Origin of the sequence: Paracoccus sp. (in: a-proteobacteria), from assembly GCF_035556475.1 — a bacterium.
In the GTDB taxonomy this organism is placed as follows: domain Bacteria; phylum Pseudomonadota; class Alphaproteobacteria; order Rhodobacterales; family Rhodobacteraceae; genus Paracoccus.
In genome coordinates this window covers 1-4,101 of record NZ_DATMFA010000054.1, presented here as the reverse complement: position 1 = coordinate 4,101, position 4,101 = coordinate 1, and the positions used below count along the sequence as shown (strand labels likewise).

Sequence of the window (4,101 nt, the reverse complement as noted above, 5' to 3'; positions counted from 1 at the left end):
CTTTCCCGAGGTCTATCGCCAGGTCCATGGCCGCGATCCCGAGGGTGCCAGATGGCAGGCTTGGCAGGCGCTGTTCCGTGCCGGTTTCGCCGCGCAGAAGATGGTCTTCCTGCCGCGCAGTGTCCCCGAGGAACGCGCCGCGGTCTTTCACGACGCCTTCACCCGCATGGGTGCCGATCCCGCCTTTCGCGCCGAAGCGGCGGCGGTGCTTGGCCCCTATCCCTTGCTGGCGGGCGCTCAGGCCGATGCCGCGCTGACCTCGGCCATGAACATGGACCCCGAAATCCGCAACTGGACGCGCGCATGGCTGGAACGCCGATTCCGCGTCACACCCTAAATCCGTCGAGGAGGACAACATGAAGATCAACCGCCGGGCCTTTGCCCTGATGGCCACTGCCGCCATGACCGCCTTTCCCGCTATCGCCGCCGCGGAATACCCCGAGCGCAATATCACGCTGGTCGTGCCTTTCCCGCCGGGCGGCGGCAATGACGCCATGGCGCGGATCATCGGCGACGCGATGACGCGCGTGATCGGTGCCACGGTCGTGGTCGAGAACAAGGCCGGCGCCGGTGGCGTGGTCGGCACGCAGGGCGTGCAGAACGCCAAGCCCGACGGCTACACGCTGCTGCTGGGCCATTCGGGAACCATGGGGATCAACCCGCATGTCTATCCGGCCGCGACCTATCATCCGACCAAGGATTTTACCCCGGTCGGCCTGATTTCGGAGATTCCGCTGGCGCTGGTGGTGAACAAGGACCTGCCGGCTGAGGACGTGGCGGGGCTGATCGCGCTCGCCAAGGAAAAGCCGGGTGAACTCAGCTATGCCTCATCGGGCGTCGGCACCGGCTCGCATATGGCGGCCGAGCTTTTCGCCCATGATGCGGGGATCGAGGTCGCGCATATCCCCTATCGCGGCTCTGGCCCGGCGATGACCGACCTGCTGGGCGGGCGCATCGACTTCCTGTTCGGGGTGATCCCGTCCTCGCATTCGCAGGTCGCGGCAGGCAAGGCGCGGGCGCTGGCGGTGACGGGCGCGGAACGCTCGCCCACCATGGCCGATGTGCCGACCATGCAAGAGGCGGGTGTCGAAGGCTATCAGGCCGCGCTGATCTATGGCCTGCTCGCGCCGGCCGGCACGCCCGACGACGTGGTCGCAAAGATCAACACGGCGCTGAACACCGTGCTGGCGGATCCCGCTACGCAGGAAAAGCTGGCTGTGGATGGCTCGGTCCCGCGCCCCGGCACGCCCGAGGATCATCGCGCCGCGCTTGACGCCGATCTCGAGAAATGGGGCGCACTGATCCGCGACGCCAAGATCGAGATCCACTGACCTGACACGCCCCGCCTCGGCGGGGCCCCAACCGGGAAATCACCATGACTGATCACCCCCACCCCACCACGGGACTGGGACGGCCGCTGCTGTCCCAGGACCGGGTCGCCGGGCTGACGCTGATCGCCGTTTCGGTCTTTGCCCTCTGGGCCTCGTCCGATCTTGCCACCGGCACGCTGCGCTTCATCGGACCGGGCCTGATGCCGAAGCTGCTGGCCACGCTGGTTGGCGCGACCGGCATCATCCTGTTGGTCCTGTCCTTCCTGCACCCGGGCGAGGCGATGCCGCGCATCCCGCTGCGCGGCCCGCTTTGCGTGCTGGGCGGCATCCTCGCCTTCGCGCTGACCGTCCAATCGGTGGGTTTTGCCATCGCCGCCCCGCTGCTCGCGATCATCGCCGGGCTCGCCGATCGCGAGATGCGCTGGCTGGAGCTGCTGGGATTTGCCGCCTTCATGACCGTCGGCTGCATCCTCGTGTTCAAGGTCGGGCTGAATCTGCCGATCCCTGTCCTGATCATCCCCGGCATGATCCAATATTGATGAGGCGACCATGGACCTTATGAGCAATCTCGCCCTTGGCTTCTCGACAGCTATGTCGTTCCAGAACCTGGGGCTGGCCTTCATCGGCTGCCTCGTCGGCACGCTGATCGGCATCCTTCCGGGCGTTGGCCCGATCGCGACGATCACCATGCTGCTGCCGATCACCTTCGGCATCGACCCGGTTGGCGCGCTGATCATGCTGGCCGGGATTTATTACGGAGCGCAATATGGCGGCTCGACCTCGGCCATCCTGGTCAACATCCCGGGCGAGGCCGGATCGGTCGTCACCGCCCTAGACGGCCATGCCATGGCTAAAAAGGGCCGCGCGGGCGCGGCGCTGGGGATTTCGGCCATCGGCTCGTTCATCGCGGGCTGCATCGCCACGGTGGTCATCGCCGCGCTGGCGGTGCCGCTGACCGATCTGGCGCTGCGCTTCGGGCCGACCGACTATTTCGCGCTGATGGTCATGGGCCTCGTTTTCGCCGTCGTGCTGGCGCATGGCTCGGTCCTGAAGGCGGTGGCGATGATCCTGCTGGGGATCCTGCTGTCCACCATCGGCTCGGATCTGGAGACCGGGCAGGCACGGATGACCTTCGGCTCGCTGCATCTGGCGGACGGGATCGACTTCGCGGTGCTGGCCATGGGCATCTTCGGCTTCGCCGAAGTGCTGCGCAACCTCGAGGGTGGCGAGCAGCGTGACGTGATCAAGGGCACTATGGGTCCCCTGCTGCCGACGCGGGACGAGCTGCGCCGCTCGATCGCGCCGATCCTTCGCGGCACCGGCCTTGGCTCGGTGCTGGGAATGCTGCCCGGGAATGGCGCGGTGCTGGCGCCCTTTGCGTCCTATACGCTAGAGAAGAAGCTTGCCAAGCGCCCGCAGGATTTCGGCAAGGGTGCCATCGAGGCCGTGGCAGGACCGGAATCCGCCAACAATGCCGGCGCGCAGACCAGCTTCATCCCGCTCCTGACGCTGGGCATTCCGCCGAACGCGGTCATGGCGATCATGGTCGGTGCAATGATGATTCAGGGCATCGTGCCCGGCCCGCAGGTGATGACGGAAAGCCCGACGCTGTTCTGGGGCATGATCGCCAGCATGTGGATCGGGAACCTGATGCTGCTGGTGATCAACCTGCCGTTGGTCGGCATGTGGGTGCGGCTGCTCAAGGTGCCCTATCGCCTGCTCTTCCCGGCGATCCTGATCTTTTCCTGCATCGGCATCTACTCCATCGACAACAACCCGATGGACGTAGTCTTCACCGGCGTCTTCGCCATCGCGGGCTACCTGCTGATCAAGATGGGCTTCGAGCCGGCACCCCTGCTGCTGGGCTTCGTCCTTGGCCACCTGATCGAGGAGAACCTGCGCCGCGCCATGCTGCTCTCGCGCGGCGATCTCTCGACCTTTGCCGAGAATCCACTGAGCCTGATCCTGTTGATCGTCTCTGCCGGACTTCTCGTCCTGTCGGCACTGCCGGCGCTGCGGGCCAAGCGCGAGGAGGTCTTCGTCGAGGATTGAGCCATGCCTGCGGGGATGCTCCCCGCAGGATGTGTTTTCGCTGCGCTCGCCGTGAAAAGCTGCGCAGCGGAGCGGCAATGGTGGGCCCACCCCGCGCGCTGGCGCAAGGAATATAATCAGCGAAAGGACGCAACCGGCCCATTGCTGCCGTTCGGCCCGTCACTATGCTGCGCACCAGCATTCCTCAAAGCGGCCGGAAAAGAGTGCCGCAGCGAACCTTCTCAGTGTCATAGCAGCGGTCGCGAGTAGGACACTGGGCTCTGGCAAGTTGTCGTCCTTGACCACATCGAAGCCCAGATAGCCCGATGTCTGTCCCGGCGTGATATTCTACCTCATGGGGAAACCGGCGCCGTTGACACGGAGGCGGATCTTGGTCGTGAGGCCACCTCGCGCACGACAGAAACCCTGTCGTGTAGCCTCCCTGTAGCGCCCGCTGCCTGATGATTAGCGCGAACCACGGTGCTGTAGACAATCTGCTGGGTGTCGGCGACCAAGCCGCTCTCGTTTAATGCGTCCATGAACTGCCTCCACAACCCGGCTAGCGTCCAGTGGCGAAGTTAGTGTTAGACGCTCGACCTCTAGGGTCCAGACTCATTGAGTTTCGGAGCCAGAACAAGACGGTTGCGGCTAGCAAGATCGCAGAGAAGAAGGTTTCCGGGCACCGGTCGTATCGGGTCGCGACGCGCCGCCAATCCTTCAGGCGGCCGAACATGATCTC

The 4,101-nt window shown here is 65.2% G+C and carries 3 protein-coding genes and 3 pseudogenes; 4 read left to right on the top strand and 2 right to left on the bottom strand.

Features of this window, described 5'->3' with window-relative positions; all coding sequences use genetic code 11:
- The 4 genes and pseudogenes from VNQ78_RS07340 to VNQ78_RS07325 all read left to right on the top strand — a co-directional run.
- Nucleotides 1-337: pseudogene (locus VNQ78_RS07340) on the top strand (tricarboxylate transporter); the annotation flags it as partial.
- A gap of 19 nt (nt 338-356) precedes the next feature.
- The gene (locus tag VNQ78_RS07335; RefSeq protein WP_325688190.1) at nt 357-1,331 is read left to right on the top strand and encodes a tripartite tricarboxylate transporter substrate binding protein; all 975 of its coding nucleotides are present in this window, start codon (nt 357-359) and stop codon (nt 1,329-1,331) included.
- A 44-nt stretch (nt 1,332-1,375) separates the two neighbouring features.
- Complete coding sequence (locus VNQ78_RS07330; RefSeq protein WP_325688187.1) at nt 1,376-1,870, top strand: tripartite tricarboxylate transporter TctB family protein; 495 nt, start codon at nt 1,376-1,378, stop codon at nt 1,868-1,870.
- A gap of 10 nt (nt 1,871-1,880) precedes the next feature.
- The gene (locus VNQ78_RS07325; RefSeq protein WP_325688185.1) at nt 1,881-3,383 is read left to right on the top strand and encodes a tripartite tricarboxylate transporter permease; all 1,503 of its coding nucleotides are present in this window, start codon (nt 1,881-1,883) and stop codon (nt 3,381-3,383) included.
- 211 nt (nt 3,384-3,594) lie between these two features.
- Here VNQ78_RS07325 and VNQ78_RS07320 read toward each other — a convergent pair.
- A pseudogene (locus VNQ78_RS07320) lies at nt 3,595-3,937 on the bottom strand (IS5/IS1182 family transposase); the annotation flags it as partial.
- A gap of 50 nt (nt 3,938-3,987) precedes the next feature.
- Nucleotides 3,988-4,101 (bottom strand): annotated as a pseudogene (locus tag VNQ78_RS07315) (IS5/IS1182 family transposase); the annotation flags it as partial.

What these genes read in the sequence shown, in the direction of transcription:
- VNQ78_RS07325 (WP_325688185.1), top strand. Translation starts at nt 1,881, where the DNA reads ATGGACCTTATGAGCAATCTCGCCCTTGGCTTCTCGACAGCTATGTCG.
- VNQ78_RS07330 (WP_325688187.1), top strand. Translation starts at nt 1,376, where the DNA reads ATGACTGATCACCCCCACCCCACCACGGGACTGGGACGGCCGCTGCTG.
- VNQ78_RS07335 (WP_325688190.1), top strand. Translation starts at nt 357, where the DNA reads ATGAAGATCAACCGCCGGGCCTTTGCCCTGATGGCCACTGCCGCCATG.